A 16405-nucleotide genomic window follows, 5' to 3' on the forward strand; every position below is an offset into this window, starting at 1 on the left:
GGTGGGGGCTGGTCGCGCAGTTCCCCGCGCCCCTGGGGGCGGCTGGGGCGCCCCCGGGCCGGCCCCGTTGCGGGCGAGGCCCGGCCCCCGTSCGGCACCCGCCCAGCGCCCCGTCCGGTCCCCGGCCGGGTTTAGTCGGTGTACTCGTCGGCCACCGAGAGGGCCGTGTCCAGGGCTGCGAGGCCCTCCTTGATCTCGGACTCGGAGACGTTGAGCGGCGGCACGAAGTGGGTGCGGTTCATGTTCACGAACGGCCACACCCCGGCCTTCTTGGCGGCCGCGCCGAAGGCGGCCATGGCCGCGTTGGCCTCGCCGGCCGCGTTGTACGGCACGAGCGGCTCGCGGGTCCCCCGGTTCTTCACCAGCTCGAGGGCCCAGAACATGCCGACCCCGCGCACCTCGCCGACGCACGCGTGCCGCTCGGCCAGTTCCCGCAGCCCCGGCTCGACGACCGTGGCGCCCAGGTTCTTCGCGTTCTCGACGATGCCTTCCTCCGCCATGACGTTGATCGTCGCGACGGCGGCCGCGCAGGCCAGCGGGTGCCCGGAGTACGTCAGACCGCCCGGGTAGGGCCGCCTGGCGAAGGTCTCCGCGATCGCGCCGGAGATGGCGACCCCGCCGAGCGGCACGTATCCGCTGTTCACGCCCTTGGCGAAGGTCATCAGGTCGGGGGTCACGTCGAACAGGTCGGCCGCGAACCACTCACCGGTGCGACCGAACCCGGCCATGACCTCGTCCAGGACGAAGACGATCCCGTACTGGTCGCAGAGCCGGCGCACCCCGGCGAGATAGCCGGGCGGCGGGACCATGATCCCGGCGGTGCCCGGGACGGTCTCCAGGATGATCGCGGCGATCGTCCCCGGCCCCTCGAAGGCGATCGTCGTCTCCAGGTGCTCCAGCGCCCGCGCGGTCTCCTGCTCCTCCGTCTCCGCGTAGAAGCGGGAGCGGTACAGGTACGGCGCCCAGAAGTGGACGACCCCGGCCGTCGCGCTGTCGGAGGCCCAGCGGCGCGGGTCGCCGGTGAGGTTCACGGCCTGCTGGGTGCCGCCGTGGTACGAGCGGTAGGCGGACAGCACCTTGGCGCGCCCGGTGTGCAGCCGGGCCATGCGCACGGCGTGCTCGACCGCGTCGGCCCCGCCGTTGGTGAAGAAGATCTTGTCCAGGTCGCCGGGGGTCCGCTCGGCGATCAGCCGGGCCGCCTCCGAACGGGCCTCGACGGCGAAGGCGGGCGCGAAGGTGGTCAGGTGTGCGGCCTGCTCCTGGATCGCGGCGACGACCTTCGGGTGCTGGTAGCCGATGTTGGCGTAGACGAGCCCGCTGGTGAGGTCGAGGTACCGCTTGCCGTCGTAGTCCCAGAAGTACGACCCCTCCGCGCCGGCCACGGCGAGCGGGTCGATGAGCTCCTGGGCGGACCAGGAGTGGAAGACATGCGCGCGGTCCGCGGCCTTCACGGCGGCGCCGGCCTGGGGGCTGGACTGAGGGGTCATGTCAGTGAGCGTAAATGTCCGCGATGCGGAAGCGGTATCGGCGTCCTGTTCCGTGGAGGGGGCGATTCCGCGACAGGTTGTCGGGCGTGCGAGGAGCCCGTTGCAGGTGTTGACAGCCTGCTGTCGAAGTGACAGTCTGCTGTCATCCCGCTGATGCGGGGACCCGCTCACCGAGGAGGAGCCATGAGCCGCAAGCCGGTGCATCTCGCCGTGTACGACACGCTCGCCGACTGGGAGACGGGGTTCGCGACGGCGTACCTCGCGCGAAACGGCTACGAGATCCGGACGGTCGGCGGGTCGGGGGAGCCGGTGCTCAGCACCGGCGGACTGCGGATCCGGCCCGACCTGACGCTGGACACCCTGCGCCCCGAGGACAGCTCGCTGCTGATCCTGCCGGGCGCCGACCTCTGGGACACCTCCGACGACCTCGCGCCCTTCGCCCGCACGGCGCGCGCCTTCCTCGACGCCGGGGTGCCCGTCGCCGCGATCTGCGGGGCCACCGCCGGACTCGCCCGCGAAGGCCTGCTCGACGACCGGGACCACACCGGCGCGGTCTCCTTCTACCTGGCGGCGACCGGCTACGCGGGCGGCGACCGGTACGTCGAGGCGGACGCGGTCACCGACGCGAACCTGATCACCGCGGGCCCGACCGAGCCGGTCGCCTTCGCGCGCGAGATCTTCCGGCTGCTCGGCGTCTACGAGGGTGAGGTGCTGGACGCCTGGTACCGGCTGTTCCACGACTCCGACGCGGCGGCGTACGAGGTGCTGGAGAAGGCGACGGCCGACCGGTGAGCAGGGAACGGCAGGATCTGCTCAGCCGCAGCGCCCTCGGGGTGTTCCGGCTGAACGGCCAGTTCCTCACCGTGGCCGAGGAACTGGCCGGGCCCGCCGGGCTCACCGCCGCCCGGTGGCAGGTGCTCGGCGCGGTGCTCGGCGACCCGCTGCCCGTGTCCGGCATCGCCCGCGCCATGGGCATCACCCGGCAGAGCGTCCAGCGCGTCGCCGACCTGCTGGTGGAGCACGGTCTCGCCGAGTACCGGCCCAACCCGGCCCACCGGCGCGCCAAGCTGCTCGCGCCCACCGAGGCGGGGCGGGCCGCGGTCGCCCGTATCAACCCCGGGCACGAGGCCCTCGCCGACCGGCTGGCGGAGGCGTTCGGGCAGGCGGAGCTCGCCGAGGCCGTCCATGTACTGGAACGGCTGTCCAAGGTGCTGGACGGCCTGGAGCCCGCTGTTACGCAACCGTAGACACCGCACCGCACTACTCCCCGAACCGCCGGATTATTCTCGGCTGGGTTGCACATGTCTCGATCACACATGTGCGGGAAAGGCGGCGCTGCGATGGAGAAGCTGGGCCCGGGGGACCCGCAGCGCATCGGCGGCTACCGGCTGCTCGCGCGGCTGGGCGCGGGCGGCATGGGGCAGGTCTACCTCGCCCGCTCGGACCGGGGGCGCACGGTCGCGGTGAAGCTGGTCCGGCGGGAACTGGCGGCGCGCGAGGAGTTCCGGGCGCGGTTCCGGCAGGAGGTGCGCAACGCGCAGCGGGTCGGCGGCTTCTGGACCGCGCCCGTCCTCGACGCCGACACCGAGGCCGCCGTGCCCTGGGTCGCCACGGGCTATGTCGCCGGGCCGAGCCTCCAGCAGGTCGTGAGCCACGACCACGGTCCGCTGCCCGAGCGGTCGGTGCGCATCCTCGCCGCCGGGCTCGCCCACGCGCTGGCCAACATCCACGCGGCCGGGATCGTCCACCGTGACCTCAAGCCGTCCAACGTGATGGTCACCATCGAAGGGCCCCGGGTCATCGACTTCGGTGTTGCGCGGGCGCTGGAGAGCGTGACCGGCGACAGCCGGCTGACCCAGACCGGCGCGGTGATCGGCTCGCCCGGTTTCATGGCCCCCGAGCAGCTGCGCGGCGACCCGGTCACGCCCGCCAGCGATGTCTTCTGCCTCGGCTCGGTGATCACCTACGCCGCGACCGGCAGCCTCCCCTTCGGCTCCGCCGACAGTGCGGCACACGCCCTGATGTTCCGCATCGCCGAGGACGAACCCGACCTCTCGGGCGTCCCCGAGGGCATCGCCGACCTGGTCCGCGGCTGTCTGCGCAAGGACCCGGGCGCCCGCCCCTCCCTCGACCGCGTCCTGGAACTCACCGGCGTCGACGACACCGTCTCCGACGGCCGCTCCCGCGACCCCTGGCTGCCCGGCGCCCTCGTGGCACAGCTCGGCCGCCACGCCGTGCGACTGCTGGAGGTGGAGGACCCGCAGGGTGCGGCACCGTCCACCTCCGGCCACGGGACGCGCCCCACCCTCCTCGACCACACGGCCACCGCCCCCGAGGCCTTCCCGGAACACTCCGGCCCGCGCGGCCACGCGCCCTCACCGGACCGCCGCCCCACCCTGGTCGCGGGCGCCGACGGCATCCCGGCACAGCCCCTGCCGCCCGGCGGCCAGGCCGCCCCGGCCCACCCGGTGTACGGCTATCCGCAGCAGCATGCGCAGCAGGCCCCGGCCGCCTACGGCCACCCGCAGCAGCAGCCGGCCGCCTGGTCCGCGGCACCGGGGTCGTACAACCCGTACGCGGACGGCCCCGCGGGCCCCGGCGCCGCTCCCGCGCACCACCCGCACGACCCGTACGGGCCGGCCGGCCCCGCGGGTCCGCAGGAGCCGCCGCGCCGCAGCGGCCGGACGACCGCGGTGCTCGTCGCCGTCGCCCTGGTGGTCGCGATCGCCGCGGGCGGCTCGGTGTACGCGTACATGAACGGTGACGACGATGCCGCCGCGAACGCGGCGCCCACGACGTCCGGCGGCTCGACGTCCTCCTCCGCGAAGGCCTCGGAGCTGCCCGCGCCGGACGCGTCGCCGTCCCCGTCCGCGTCCCCCTCCGCGTCCCCGGCGGACGGCGTGGTCCCGGCGGCCTACGTCGGCACCTGGACCACCACCATCGAGAACGAGAGCGGTACGAACACCCGCCGGCTGACCCTCGCCCAGGGCAAGGTGGGCGACGCGGTGCTCGCCCTCGTCGCCGACGGGGAGGGCTACCACTGCGAGTTCAGCGCCGCCCTCTCCGAACGGCCGGGCGGCGAAGGCCCGTTGAAGATAGGCCCGTCCAAGGTCACCGCCGGTGAACCCCTCTCCTCGTGCAGCCCGGGCGCCGCCTCCGAGGTCACCCTGCTCGCCGACGGCACGCTGCGCCGGGTGAACACCGGCACCGGGGAGAAGCTGACCTACACCCGGCGGTGAACGTCACGCGAACGTCCGGACCCCGGAGGGCATGCGCCTGTGCCGGTGAAGCCCGTCCGGCGACCGAGGACGAGGCCGCCCAGCCGCCCCGCTCAGGAGGTCTGGGCGTCAAGGGGTCCGGGCCTCAGGGGGTCCGGGCCTCAGGGGGTCCGGGCCTCAGGGGGTCCGGGGGCACAGCCCCCGGGGACGGGGACGGGAAGGTCAGGGGCGACGGGGCGAAAGGGCGTGGCGAAGCCCCCCTCACCGAGGCTCGGGCGGCCGCTGACGAGGCATGTTCGGCCGGGCGTTCGCCCCCGGCGGCATCGGAAACCGCCCGTAGCCCCCGCCCGCCTCCGCCCGCCCGCCGGAGGCGACCGCCCCCTGCATCCCCATGGGCGCCGGTCCGGTCCGAAACTCGACCATCCAGTCCGCCGTCTCCGTACGCACCAGCTCCGAGACGTCCTCCGAGAACCGCCGCAGCACCGCCAGACACCGCTCCGCGGCCTCGCTCGCCGTACCCTCCGCCGGGCCCAGCACCTCCCGGACGCTCTCCGAGGCCCAGTCGAACTGGAGCACCTGGAGCCGGCGCTGCACGGCCTGCGCGGTGGCCACGTCCCTTATCCAGCCGGACGTCACTCCGAAGAACCGGTCCACCGCCGCACACGCCACCGCGACCAGCAGCGCCAGATACCCCCAGGGAGCGACACCGCCCAGCACCCGGGTGAGGTCCAGCAGCGGCAGCGCGGCCGCGCACACCGCCCCCGCCGCCGCCCCGGTGCGCAGCACCCGGGCGCCCCGCCGCTTCCACACCCGGTCGGTGAGGTACCAGGCGGCGGTCTCCAGCGCCCCGCGCTCCACCCACCGGTACAGCTCGTCCAGCCGCTCGGCTGGCTCACCCCAGTCCCCGAGCGGAAACGTCCGCCCGGCCAGGTCGCCCGGCCGCAGCCCGGCCGCGCCCTCACTCCGCCCGTCCTGAGGCGGACCCTCGGGCTGCATCTCCGGCTGCTGACCCACCCGGCACTCCCTACTGATCCCGGCCGATGGAACCCGACCGATCCCGACCGCTCACGTTGCGTGACACCCGTGACGCCTGATGCTGCTGCGCCGGACCTTTCCTACCTCCCAATGGGTGGCGAAGAGGAAGGTTTCATCTCTTTTACGCCCGGAAGTGGGCCTTGATCAGGTATAGGCCTCACACCTGACTCACTCGAAAGAGTGCTGGGGCGACACCCGCACAGACCACGTAGGCTCGTGCCGAGCGGGAAAAAGCCCGCCCGAAGGCACGCCCGACAGTCGTAGGACACAGGAGCTGATCGTGATTCCCGGTGGTGGCCAGCCCAACATGCAGCAGCTGCTCCAGCAGGCCCAGAAGATGCAGCAGGACCTGGCCCGTGCCCAGGAGGAGCTGGCGAACACGGAGGTCGACGGACAGGCGGGCGGCGGCCTGGTGCAGGCCACCGTGACCGGCTCCGGTGAGCTGCGCGCCCTGCGGATCGACCCGAAGGCGGTGGACCCGGACGACACCGAGACCCTCGCCGACCTGGTCGTCGCGGCCGTCCACGCGGCCAACGAGAACGCGCAGACGCTCCAGCAGCAGAAGCTCGGTCCGCTGGCCCAGGGACTGGGTGGCGGCAGCGGAATCCCCGGACTGCCTTTCTAGGAGCGGTCCGCCTTTCTAAGACCGGCCTCGGCCAACTACCGTACGTACCGCAAGGAACCCCAGGAAGGACGGCAGTCCGTTGTACGAAGGCGTGGTCCAGGACCTCATCGACGAGCTGGGGCGACTGCCCGGCGTCGGTCCCAAGAGCGCGCAGCGGATCGCCTTCCACATCCTGCAGGCGGAACCGACGGACGTACGGCGGCTCGCGCAGTGCCTGATGGAGGTCAAGGCGAAGGTCCGCTTCTGCGCGACCTGCGGCAACGTGGCGCAGGAGGAGTTCTGCGGCATCTGCCGCGACCCGCGCCGCGACCCGAGCGTCATCTGCGTCGTCGAGGAGCCGAAGGACGTCGTGGCGGTCGAGCGCACACGTGAGTTCCGCGGCAAGTACCACGTCCTGGGCGGCGCGATCAGCCCCATCGAAGGTGTCGGTCCCGACGACCTGCGGATACGAGAACTTCTCGCGCGGTTGGCCGACGGGACGGTCACGGAGCTGATCCTGGCCACCGACCCGAACCTGGAGGGCGAGGCGACGGCCACGTACCTCGCCCGCATGATCAAGCCCATGGGCCTGAAGGTCACCCGCCTGGCCAGCGGCCTCCCGGTGGGTGGCGACCTGGAATACGCGGACGAGGTGACCCTCGGTCGCGCCTTCGAGGGGAGACGACTCCTAGATGTCTGACGCCACGCTGCACGCGACCGACCACAACCCGGACGATTTCGTGGTCCAGATCGCGGATCAGGTCGAGAGCTTCCTGGTAGCCGTCACGGAGGTCGCGAAGGGCGACGAGCCGGGCCTGGCGGTCCCCTTCCTCCTCCTTGAGGTCTCCCAGCTGCTCCTGGCCGGCGGCCGCCTCGGCGCGCACGAGGACATCGTCCCCGACGAGCGCTACGAGCCCGACCCGGGCTTCGAGCCGGACGCCGACGAACTCCGCGAGAACCTCGCCCGCCTCCTGGAGCCGGTCGACGTCTACTCGGAGGTCTTCGACCCCTACGAGCCCCGCAAGGCGCCCGTCCCGGCCCGGATCTCCGACGACCTCGCCGACGTCATCGCCGACCTGCGCCACGGCATGGTCCACTACCGCGCCGGCCGCACCACGGAGGCCCTGTGGTGGTGGCAGTTCTCCTACTTCTCCAACTGGGGCTCGACCGCCTCGGCGACCCTGCGCGCCCTGCACTCGGTCCTCGCCCACATCCGCCTGGACCAGCCCCTCGAGGAACTGAACGGCCTCGACACCGACCAGTCCCCCCTGGGCGACGAAACCCTCGAGTTCGAGGCGGGCCGGGTCATGGAGAAGGAGATCGGCGGACAGCTGGGCGTACGAGGACCGGTCAAGGGCTGACGTCCTCACCGGAGGGATTCGTGCCCTCCGGCTCCATGACGACGAGTCCGGGGACGTAGGGGAGCGCGGCGAGGACGGCGTCGCGGACGCTTTCGACGTTCACGTCGAGGCGGTCGAGCAACCGGATGACCTCGCGGGCCGGCAGACCGGAGCTGCCGACGATGTCGGTGAAGTCGGTGAAGTCGGTGAGGGGCTGATTCAGGTGCACCCCCTGCATGGTCAGGTTCTGCACGAACACACGGTCCGCCTCGCCGAGCCGGCTCAACCGGTCGCGGTCGACCCGGAAGCCGTAGGCGGCCAGTGAATCCGCGACGGACCCGGGATCCGTCGACACCTGGGACGCGATGTACAGCAGATAGTGCAGCGGTACCGACTCGCTCGTGGACAGCGGGCCGTCGTAGCCCGCGCTCAGGTCGCGGACGTAGGAGTCCACCCTGAAGCTCCCGTCCGGTCTCGACGCGGGGGGAAGCGGCATGTCCGGTGGTACCAGACCGTAGGCGCGGAGCCGCGCGGCCACTTCCGTGGTCGGCACACCGGTGTGGACGGACGCCCTGACCACGTGAAGAAGAGGGACGAGATCGCCCGTCCGGAGCCAGGGGGTGCGTTCGTCGATGTCGCGGCTGAGGATCGTCTCGTCCGAATGGGCCACCGTTCGGGGCAGCACGGGGGAGATGTCGAAGCCCAGATCCCCGAAGAACCGGGCAGTGTCCTCGACGGAGCCACCGCTGCGCCTGGCAGCGACACGGGCCAGCAGACCTGGCGCCACCGTTCCGTCGGCGAACTCCGCCCAGTCGGTGGTGCTCATGCCCCACGCCGCCGAGTCCGCCAAGACCTCGAGGGGCAGCAGTTCGAGGGCGGGAGTGATCTCCACCAGAAGATCATGGGCGCGCAGCGTCTGCACCACCTCGGTCACGGGACGCTTGACCTCGATCGCCGCGTCGAGCACACGGGGGACCGAGGCGGACTTCGTGTAGGTCAGGAAGCCACCCAGGGCGCGGAAGAGAAGCACAGTGCTCTCGGCGGGCTCGTCGGGTATCGCTTGCGTGCCCGTGACGGTGAAACCGAACGCCGAGATGCGCCGCACGGCCTCCCTGACACCCACGCCCAGGGCGGTGTGGGCCCGGTACAGGTGTGCCGGAAGCACGTCGCGGTCGATGTCGAGCCAGGGGGCCTCTCCGTTCAGGTTCGTGCTGAGCAGCCGAAGGGTCAGCTCGTCCGCGTCGCCCGGGGAGGAGTCCTGTTCCGGGAGGCGGAGGCCGTACATGCGCATCCGCTGGGCCGCCTCGTCGATGCTGATGCCGAACTCGAGGTGCGCTTTGAGAAGGTGCCCGGGCGGCACCGTTCTCTCGGGGGAGAAGGAGCTGACGGCGACGAGCGCGAGGTCGATCTCGTCGGCCGAGGGCGTGCCGTCGGGCGCCGGTGGAGTCGGCAGGCGCAGCACCGCCATGCGGGCCAGGATCTCCTGGTACGAGCAACCGCACATGCCGGCGAGGAGAAGCGCGTGGCCCGGGTGGGTCAGGTCCGTGTGCTCGCGATCGGTGACCCAGCCGCGCTCCTGCCAATGGCCCCCGCGCTGGATCTCCGTGCGGGCGAAGTAGTCCGAAGGGCGCGCCGGAAGCACACTCTCCACGCGGCTCAGTTCCGGCACGAGTTCCGTGAGCGCGGCCAGCGTGGCGTGCGGGCGGTGGGAGAGCAGCCGCCAGAGCGCGGTGGCACCGTCCGCGACGCCCCTGGTGTAGCCGTCGAACGGAGCGTCCTCGCCGATGAGGGACGCGTCCGCGGGAAAGAAGCCGGCGACCGACATCGCCGACGACGTGCCCCGGATGTCCAGTGCGTATCCCGCGGCCCCGGCCGCCTCCGTCACGATGTCCGCGAGCCGCAGGCTGTGGTTGGCGACGCTGCTGAGCCACTCATGGGTGAGGATGGGCGGTTCGGCGGAGATGAGCGTCGGCAGAGCCTTTCTGATCAGCTGTTCGACGACCCGGTGCAGGTCGGGGTCCAGAATCTCCGCACGATCCACGGAGAGGTTCAGGGGCCGGGTCGCACCGGCGAGGTTGACCACGACGCCGCGCAGCCGGGGCGACTCGTCCGGGCTGCTCAGGATGCCCTGCTTCGCCCTGGGCTCGGCGTGGATGCCGTCGACCAGGACGCCTCCGCCGTTCGCGCACCAGACGACCTGGCCGTCCTCGCCCTGAGGGCCGGACTTCCAGGACGCGGTGGTTCCGTGGGCCGCGAAGCCGTTCGGCTGGAAGGCCATGGGTTCCCGGGTCTGCATGACCCCTGGTTCCCACGTCACCGGCGGCCGTCCCTCGTACGCGGCCGTCGTCGTGAACTCGGCGATCCCGAGGAACCGACGCATCTCCCGCACGCAGGAGGGTGCCTTGTCCCCGTCCCTCAGATACAGCCGTACGGTCGTACCGATCGTCCCGGGGCGTCCGGTGGGCCGTACCCGGAAGTAGTGTCCGGGCCCGGTGATGAGGACGCCGAGTTCCGTCAGCCTGCCGTCGATCCGGTCCATGTGGCAGGTCGTCACCCGCACTTCGTCGGCCAGCATGAAATAGCTCAGCACCCCGATCCCGAACCTGCTGTTGGGATGCAGGGCGACCCCGCTGTCCTGCCACTCCTGTGATTCCTCCCGGTAGCGCGGAAGGTCGGTGAAGCGGACTCCGGCCTGTGAGAACACCTCCGACAGGGTCAGCTCGTCCATGCCCACGCCGTTGTCCCGGCACTCGAGGTAGTGGCGGCCCTCGACCTCGTCGTATCCCTGCGTGAACGTGATCCGGCCCTTGTACTCGCTGTACGGATCGGCGGCCCGGGACCTTGCCCTGCGGTACCGGCAGGCGTCCAGGGCGTTCTGGTACAGCTCACGGATGGCGAGGGAGCGGTCGCGGTAGAGGTTCTCTCCCATGAGTAGTTCCTGGACGCGTTCCTCGTCGAGGCGGAAGCGGATGACCCCTTCGACCGGCACCGGCTCGCCCGTCTCGTCGACCTCGCGTACCTCGTCGGCCCAGGTGTACAGCGGCAGCGCGGCGAACTCGGCCGGGCCGGACCGGCGTACGGCACGCAGCAGTGACTCGACCCGTTCGGCGTGCTCGTCGAGGGCGGCCACGACAGCGGGGTGCCGGCAGCCTGCCCTGAGGCCGACCCCGTCCCGACGGGGCAGCCAGGACGCGTTCTCGAGCGTGCCCAGGAGTGCACCGGGGTCCAGCGCCTCCGGGATGCCGACGTGTCGGACGATCACCGAGGGCAGCGTCGTGGCCTCGATCGCCAGGGCGTGCGCGACGGCGAACAGCGAGCCGACCAGCCGTTCGCGCACATCCTGGAAGTCCTGCCCGTGGAAGTCGAGTGGGAACGGGTCCTCGCGCAGATGGTCCGGGCGAGCGCGGTCGTAGAGCTCCGCCGGGCCCGCGTGGGCGCAGTGCAGGAGTCGGGAGAGGAGGTCGGGCGCGAGTACGGCGGCGATGTCGTCGAGGCCGGAGCCGTCCGCCTCCACGGCTGAGAGAAGGTCCGTCAGCCGCCCCGGCTGCCGCCCCGCCCACTGGTGGAAGAGCCACCAGCCGATCAGCGGACGCCCGTCGTCCCGTCGGTCGGCCAGGCCGCCCAACTCGGCGCGCCGTACGAGCCGTTCATGCGCGCGGAGCAGTTTCTCGTACATCCGCCGCTCCGGGTGCGGCGCGGACCGGTGACTCAGGTCGGTCGGGTCGATGTGGGACAGCTCCACCGCCGTGCGGGCTCGGTGCGTCTGGTACAGGAAGGGCAGGAGCGCGATCAACGCCGCCTCGGCGGGATCGAGGAAGCCCTCCCTGCCGCGCCACAGAAGGAGCACCAGCTGATTCGTCCGGCGGGAGATCCGGCGGGCCAGGTGCTCGTCGTGCCAGGGGTCGTCGTCGAGGGCGTGCCGCGCGTCCGCGTACAGCTCCTCCAGCAGATCGGCCAGTTGCTGTGACTGGTCGAGCAACGCGTCGGACGCCCCGGCTCTGTCCACGGCGAGCAGCTGCCAGACGGGTGAGCCCGCCACGTTCCTGCGCCAGGTCGGCACGCTCGTGAGGGGGGAACGGTGCGGCGCGGAGGGCCTGGCGTTCGCCTTGCGCTGCTCTCTGGCGCGTCCCGCCCAGGCGTGCCAGTCGCCGGCCGGAGCGAAGCGCAGGCCAGGCCGGTTCTGTCGGGCGCGGGCGAGGTTCTGCAGCGCCGTGAGCAGGAGCTCCAGTTGGCCGTCGTCCCGGGGCACGGTACGCAACGCCACCCAGTCCGAGACGGTGTTCGGGTGCGGGGTCTCCGCGCCGCGCGGCAGCAGGTTCCGCATCTCCGCACAGACCGCCGGGCTCTTGGGTTTCCCGGCAAGGTTCACCAGCCGGGCCAACTGCTCCTCGTACCTGGCCGCTTCCGCCATGGCCCCCGTCCTCGTACCGCGTGTGCCTCCGAGTCGTCCGAGTCGTGCGACTCGGAAGGACTCAAAGTACCGCCCTGACCTGGGCGGCAACCTCCGATCCGGCAGATTGCCCGCCCGTCGGCCGACCGGGCCTCGGCACCTTCGTCGACGTCACCGACCCGCACCACCCGACCTTGCGAAGGAATCGCCATGGACCCGGTTCTCGCCGCCGCAGCCTGCAGCGTTCTCACCCTGCTGATCGTCGCCGCGGCCGCCGTTCTCGTCGTCCGCTCCGCCCTCCACGGCGCCGAGTCGAAGGACCGGGCCGGGATCCTGGGGGCCGTGGCCGAGGTGGTCCGGGCGGTGCGGGGGAAGCGCTGAGTCCCCCCGCCGCAGCACCCTGGACACGGAGCCCCTAAGGGGTGCGCGGACCGATCACAGCCCCCACACCCCCTTTCCCACCGCCGTCACCCCGCCCGCCAGGGCCAGGCCGAGTACCAGCATGCGGGCCCGTTTCTCCGGTAGCCGGCCCGCGAGGCCCCTGCCGATGAGCGCGCCCGTGGTCATCGCGACGGCCACCGACCTCCACTGGGGGACGCTCAGCTCCGGGACGCCGTTCGCCGCGACCGAGAAGGCGTTGACGACGACGCTGTAGAACTGCGCGTTCGGGAGGAACTCCCGTACCGTCCAGCCCGCGTTGACGGCGTACAGGGAGACGGGCGGGCCGCCGACGCCCGCCGCCGAGTTCATGAAGCCGCCCGCCGCGCCGGCCACGACCGCACCCCGGGTACCGCGCAGTGCGGGGATGCGGACGCCTCGCATGACCAGCAGGACCGCGACCGTCACCAGCCCGCCCATGACCGACAGCAGGGCGGGTTCGGGGAGCCTGCGGGTCAGCCAGGTACCCGCCGGGACCGTGCACGCGGCGGCCACGCACAGCGGGACCATCGCGGCCGGTCGTACCCGGCGCCAGCCGCCCGCCAGGCCCACGACGCTGATCGCGCCCGCCGCGCAGTTCGCCAGGACGACCCCCTGGGCCGGGCCGAGCAGCAGCACCAGCGCGGGGACGGCGACCAGGGCGAAGCCCATCCCGGTCAGCCACTGCACACAGGAACCCAGCAGCACGATCCCCGCCAGCAGTGCCTCACTCGTCCCGGTCGTCATGGTGTACCTGCCTACACCATGGCTTCGGGAGTGCGCTCCCTCCTTCCCGCAGGCCAGGGACGGGATCGTTGATCTCGCAAGCGAAACCGACTCCCGTTCAAGGAAGGCCGTCATGAAGGCTCTGCTCTCCTCCCGTCCCGTCCTGTGGTTCCTCTTCCTCTTCAACCTCGCGGTCGCCGCCGTCGCCCCCTTCGTCGTCGACGGATCGCAGGGCGTGATGACGGCCGTCGGGATGGGCGTCGTGTCGCTCGGGGCCGGCGTCAGCCTGGTCCGGGACCGGGACCGGGGCCGGAAGACCGCCTCCTGAGAATTGGCGGGGTGTTGGACGTCCCCTGTACGCGGGCTGCACGGGCGCTAACCGGCCGGCCGCGAATCTTGGGTCATCCCGACAGCAGCAAGCCGCACAGGAGTTGCGATGACCCGCACGACCCGCATACGCGCCGCCCTCGTCACCGCCACCGCCGTCGTCACCGCCGCCACGGTGACGGTCGGAGTCAGCGCGGCCGGCTCAGAGAAGCACGCGAAGCCCTCGAAGCCCTCCGAGAAGCAGATCGCCGCCCTCTTCGACGGCTGGAACTCCGCGCTGCGGACCGGCGACGCGGAGATCGTCGCGGACCGCTACGCCGCGGACGCGGTCCTGCTGCCCACCGTCTCCAACAAGGTCCGCACCGATCGCGCCGGCATCGTCGACTACTTCGAGCACTTCCTCCACAACAAGCCGGTCGGCAAGAAGGTTCAGACGATCGTCGACGTCCTCGACCGCGACTCCGCCATCGACACCGGCGTCTACGCGTTCACGCTCACCGACCCCGACACCGGCAGGAAGCGGGTCGTCGAGGCCCGCTACACCTACGAGTACGAGAAGCGCGACGGCGTGTGGAAGATCGTCAACCACCACTCGTCCGCGATGCCCGAAGGCTGATCCTCACCGAGAGCCCGCCCCCGGGGGCGTCCGCCAGGGCCACCGTCCCGCCGTCGTCCGTCACCAGCTGTTTGACGACGGAGAGGCCGAGCCCGGAACCGGAGCGCCCGGTCAGGCCCTGACCGCGCCAGAAGCGGTCGAAGGCGCGGGACTTCTCAGCGTCCGACATGCCCGGTCCCTCGTCCGCGACGGACAGGACCACCTCCCTGGCCCCGGCGTCGGTCCGGACGGTGATCGTCCCGCCGTCGGGTGACACCTCCAGGGCGTTCGAGAGCACGTTGTCCAGCACCTGGTCCAGATGACCGGGGCTGGCCAGCACAGACGGCCGGTCGTCGACAACACTCCCCCTGAGCGCGATGGTGACTCCGCGCTCGTCGGCGGCCGGCCTCCACACCGACAGACGTTCCGCCACGATGTCCGTCAGGGACAGCGGTTCCGCCGCCGTCACCTTGGCCTCGGCCCGGGCCAGCACCAGCAGGCCGTTGACCAGCCGGCTCATCCGCACCACCTCGGCGGTGGCCTGCTCCACGTCCTCCCGGACGAACTCGTCGTCGACACCGTCCGCGATGTTGTCCAGGGACAGGCGGAGTGCCGTCAGCGGGGTCCTGAGCTGGTGCGAGGCGTCCGCCACGAAGATGCGCTGCGAGGCGATCAGTGTGTCGAGGCGCTCCCCGGCCTGGTTGAGGGTGTGGGCCAGGGTCCGGGTCTCCTGGGGGCCCGTCACGGGGGAGCGGGCCGTCAGGTCGCCGTCGCTGAACTTGCTCGCCATGTCGTTCAGCTGGCGCAGGGGGCGGGTGATGCGGCGGGCGACGACCGCGCCGATCAACGCGGCCACGCCGAGCACCGTCACGGCGAGTCCCGCCCGGAAGCCCCAGATCGTCCACAGCCTGTGGGTGAGTCCCGAGGTCGGGTAGACGATCCGTACGGCGCCGACGACCTGACCGTCGTCCTTCGCGGGGACCGTGATCACCAGGTCGCGGCCCCAGATGAGGTCCGACCCCCAGTCGGTGGTCGGCCGGCCCCGCTCCAGGGCCTCGGCCAGTGCCGTGTCCCGCTCGGGGCGCGGCAGCGCCGGTGTGCACCGGGCGGTGGCGGTGGCCTGCACCTCGTCCTCGGTCTCCACGGCGTACGCCCTGGCCATCTCCTCCAGCGCCTGACAGGAAGCGGTGTCGCCGTTGCCCAGCAGCAGCGCCATGGTCGTCGCCTCGCGCTCGATGGACACCTCGGTGTCGCCGCGCAGCTGGGCGGTGAGGGTGAAGGCCACCGGCACGGTGAACAGGAGGATGGCGACGGCCACCAGCAGCACATAGCTGCGGATGAGTTGCTTGATCATGACGCGGGGTCGACCGGGCCGCCAGGGCCGCCGGCATCGCCAGGGCCGCCGGCGTCGCCAGGGCCGACCGGGCCGCTGAGGCCGACCGACCCGCCGAGGCCGACCGGGCCGGTGGGGCCGGTGGGAGCGGCCCCGCCGACTATCTCCAGGCGGAAGCCCACCCCGCGCACGGCCTCGATGGCGACGACCCCGGCGAACTTCCGCCGCAGCGCCGCCACGTGCACATCCAGCGTCTTCGTCGGTCCGAACCAGTTCGCGTCCCAGACCGCTTCCATGATCTGCTCGCGCGACATCAGCGCGCCCGGTTCCTCGGTGAGGAAGGAGAGCAGGTCGTACTCCTTCGGCGCGAGCGCGATCTCCGCGCCGTCCACGTGGACGCGGGCCGCCTTGCGGTCGACGGTCAGCCGGGGGCCGTAGCGGTCCGCGCCGCCGGTCGTGCCCTCGTCCGCCGTCTCCCGCCGCACGCGCCGCATCACCGCCCGTATGCGCGCGATGACCTCCCGCACCCCGAACGGCTTGGACACGTAGTCGTCGGCACCCAGCTCCAGGCCGACCACCCGGTCCGTCTCGTCGCTGCGGGCGCTGATCACGATGATCGGGACGTCGCCGCGCTCGCGCAGGGCCCTGCACACGTCCAGGCCGTCGGTGTCGGGCAGGCCCAGGTCCAGCAGGACGACGTCGTAGGGGTCCGAGTGGGCGAGCGCGGCGGCGCCCGTGGTGACCCAGTCGACCTCGAAGCCGTAGCGCCTCAGCCCGCGCCGCAGCGACTCGGCGACCGGTTCGTCGTCTTCCACGAGGAGTACGTGCACAGCCGCACGATAGTGCTTGAAACTTAATTCACAGCTATCACTTCGGCGTCAGTGGGAAGGGAAGACCCGACGACGGGCGTACGGACCCCTTTCCGGCCTCTTC

Annotated in this window: 15 protein-coding genes; 9 read left to right on the forward strand and 6 right to left on the reverse strand. The window is 71.9% G+C overall.

The window, feature by feature from the left end:
• Positions 1-131: 131 nt before the first annotated feature.
• Positions 132-1487: an aspartate aminotransferase family protein gene (locus ASD48_RS10060; protein WP_057601165.1), complete on the reverse strand. Its 1356-nt coding sequence runs from the start codon at positions 1485-1487 to the stop codon at positions 132-134.
• A gap of 183 nt (positions 1488-1670) precedes the next feature.
• Here ASD48_RS10060 and ASD48_RS10065 point away from each other — a divergent pair, with 183 nt between their 5' ends.
• From ASD48_RS10065 to ASD48_RS10075, 3 genes are all read left to right on the forward strand, one after another.
• Positions 1671-2279 carry a type 1 glutamine amidotransferase family protein gene (locus tag ASD48_RS10065; RefSeq protein ID WP_057601166.1) on the forward strand — a complete coding sequence of 203 codons (609 nt, stop codon included), beginning with the start codon at positions 1671-1673 and terminating at the stop codon, positions 2277-2279.
• Entirely contained in the window at positions 2276-2734 is a 459-nt protein-coding gene (locus tag ASD48_RS10070; RefSeq protein ID WP_057601167.1) for a MarR family transcriptional regulator, read from the forward strand. Before ASD48_RS10065 ends, ASD48_RS10070 begins: the two co-directional genes overlap by 4 nt.
• Before the next feature lie 93 nt (positions 2735-2827).
• On the forward strand, positions 2828-4726 hold the full coding sequence (locus tag ASD48_RS10075) for a serine/threonine-protein kinase (RefSeq protein ID WP_057601168.1): 1899 nt from the start codon (positions 2828-2830) through the stop codon (positions 4724-4726).
• Positions 4727-4966: 240 nt separating this feature from the next.
• Here ASD48_RS10075 and ASD48_RS10080 read toward each other — a convergent pair whose 3' ends face one another.
• The gene (locus ASD48_RS10080) at positions 4967-5719 is read right to left on the reverse strand and encodes an SLATT domain-containing protein (protein WP_057601169.1); all 753 of its coding nucleotides are present in this window, start codon (positions 5717-5719) and stop codon (positions 4967-4969) included.
• Positions 5720-6020: 301 nt separating this feature from the next.
• Between ASD48_RS10080 and ASD48_RS10085 the strand changes: the two genes are divergently transcribed.
• The 3 genes from ASD48_RS10085 (at position 6021) to ASD48_RS10095 (ending at position 7705) form a co-directional block, all read left to right on the forward strand.
• Positions 6021-6365, forward strand: coding sequence for a YbaB/EbfC family nucleoid-associated protein (locus ASD48_RS10085; RefSeq protein ID WP_028806749.1), 345 nt, complete (start codon positions 6021-6023; stop codon positions 6363-6365).
• Between the two features lie 79 nt (positions 6366-6444).
• Positions 6445-7044, forward strand: coding sequence for a recombination mediator RecR (gene recR / locus ASD48_RS10090; RefSeq protein ID WP_057601170.1), 600 nt, complete (start codon positions 6445-6447; stop codon positions 7042-7044).
• A complete protein-coding gene (locus ASD48_RS10095) occupies positions 7037-7705 on the forward strand; it encodes a DUF5063 domain-containing protein (RefSeq protein WP_057601171.1) in 669 nt (222 codons plus the stop codon). The genes recR and ASD48_RS10095 overlap by 8 nt, the downstream gene beginning before the upstream one ends.
• Here the strand turns inward: ASD48_RS10095 and ASD48_RS10100 are convergent.
• The gene (locus ASD48_RS10100; protein ID WP_057601172.1) at positions 7695-12095 is read right to left on the reverse strand and encodes a hypothetical protein; all 4401 of its coding nucleotides are present in this window, start codon (positions 12093-12095) and stop codon (positions 7695-7697) included. The genes ASD48_RS10095 and ASD48_RS10100 overlap by 11 nt on opposite strands.
• 189 nt (positions 12096-12284) lie before the next feature.
• Here ASD48_RS10100 and ASD48_RS44145 point away from each other — a divergent pair, with 189 nt between their 5' ends.
• Positions 12285-12455, forward strand: coding sequence for a hypothetical protein (locus tag ASD48_RS44145; RefSeq protein ID WP_157880614.1), 171 nt, complete (start codon positions 12285-12287; stop codon positions 12453-12455).
• A gap of 54 nt (positions 12456-12509) precedes the next feature.
• Here ASD48_RS44145 and ASD48_RS10105 read toward each other — a convergent pair whose 3' ends face one another.
• Positions 12510-13238 carry a sulfite exporter TauE/SafE family protein gene (locus ASD48_RS10105; RefSeq protein ID WP_107104284.1) on the reverse strand — a complete coding sequence of 243 codons (729 nt, stop codon included), beginning with the start codon at positions 13236-13238 and terminating at the stop codon, positions 12510-12512.
• Between the two features lie 112 nt (positions 13239-13350).
• Here ASD48_RS10105 and ASD48_RS10110 point away from each other — a divergent pair, with 112 nt between their 5' ends.
• Both ASD48_RS10110 and ASD48_RS10115 read left to right on the forward strand, forming a co-directional pair.
• A complete protein-coding gene (locus tag ASD48_RS10110) occupies positions 13351-13545 on the forward strand; it encodes a hypothetical protein (RefSeq protein ID WP_057601173.1) in 195 nt (64 codons plus the stop codon).
• Positions 13546-13653: 108 nt separating this feature from the next.
• Positions 13654-14160 (forward strand): SgcJ/EcaC family oxidoreductase, encoded by a 507-nt coding sequence (locus ASD48_RS10115; protein WP_057601174.1) that lies wholly within the window; start codon positions 13654-13656, stop codon positions 14158-14160.
• Here the strand turns inward: ASD48_RS10115 and ASD48_RS10120 are convergent.
• Entirely contained in the window at positions 14126-15493 is a 1368-nt protein-coding gene (locus tag ASD48_RS10120; RefSeq protein WP_057601175.1) for a HAMP domain-containing sensor histidine kinase, read from the reverse strand. The genes ASD48_RS10115 and ASD48_RS10120 overlap by 35 nt on opposite strands.
• Positions 15490-16302, reverse strand: a complete 813-nt coding sequence (locus tag ASD48_RS10125; protein ID WP_079073703.1) for a response regulator transcription factor — start codon at positions 16300-16302, stop codon at positions 15490-15492. The genes ASD48_RS10120 and ASD48_RS10125 overlap by 4 nt, the downstream gene beginning before the upstream one ends.
• Between the last annotated feature and the right edge of the window lie 103 nt (positions 16303-16405).

The organism is Streptomyces sp. Root1310 (genome assembly GCF_001426425.1).
Lineage (GTDB): Bacteria > Actinomycetota > Actinomycetes > Streptomycetales > Streptomycetaceae > Streptomyces.